The sequence below is a fragment of the Limoniibacter endophyticus genome, assembly GCF_014652835.1.
Taxonomy (GTDB): Bacteria; Pseudomonadota; Alphaproteobacteria; order Rhizobiales; family Rhizobiaceae; genus Limoniibacter; species Limoniibacter endophyticus.
On record NZ_BMZO01000021.1, the window covers coordinates 1 to 953 of the forward strand.

Annotated in this window: 1 protein-coding gene; it reads left to right on the plus strand. The window is 53.7% G+C overall.

What is annotated here, in order from left to right; translation table 11 throughout:
• On the plus strand, positions 1 to 800 hold an 800-nt coding region (locus IE151_RS17575; RefSeq protein WP_189493045.1), incomplete at its 5' end, for an IS5-like element ISKpn26 family transposase.
• Between the last annotated feature and the right edge of the window lie 153 nt (positions 801 to 953).

Below are 953 nucleotides of genomic sequence, written 5' to 3' on the forward strand. Positions count from 1 at the left end.
TGCGTATTCACTGCATGCAGCATTGGTACAACCTGAGCGACGGTGCCATGGAAGATGCCCTGTACGAAATCGCCTCCATGCGCCTGTTTGCCCGATTATCCCTGGATAGCGCCCTGCCGGATCGCACCACCATCATGAATTTCCGCCACCTGCTCGAGCAGCATCAACTGGCCCGTCAATTGTTCAAGACCATCAATCGCTGGCTGGCCGAAGCAGGCGTCATGATGACCCAAGGCACTTTGGTGGATGCCACCATCATTGAGGCACCCAGCTCTACCAAGAACAAAGAGCAGCAACGCGATCCGGAGATGCATCAGACCAAGAAAGGCAATCAGTGGCACTTTGGCATGAAGGCCCACATTGGTGTCGATGCCAAGAGTGGCCTGACCCACAGCCTAGTCACCACCGCGGCCAACGAGCATGACCTCAATCAGCTGGGTAATCTGCTTCATGGAGAGGAGCAATTTGTCTCAGCCGATGCCGGCTACCAAGGAGCGCCACAGCGCGAGGAGCTGGCCGAGGTGGATGTGGACTGGCTGATCGCCGAGCGTCCCGGCAAGGTAAAAACCTTGAAGCAGCATCCGCGCAAGAACAAAACGGCCATCAACATCGAATACATGAAAGCCAGCATCCGTGCCAGGGTGGAGCACCCGTTTCGCATCATCAAGCGGCAGTTCGGCTTCGTGAAAGCCAGATACAAGGGGCTGCTGAAAAACGATAACCAACTGGCGATGTTATTCACCCTGGCCAACCTGTTTCGGGTGGACCAAATGATACGTCAGTGGGAGAGATCTCAGTAAAAACCGGAAATAACGCCAGAAATGGTGGAAAAAATAGCCTAAATAGGCTGATTCGATGTGTTTGCGGGAAAAAAATCGGCCCAGATCCGCGAAATTTTAATCAGCGAGTCAGCTTGGGAAGAAATGACCTGCTTATTCGCACCTTCCTTAGCC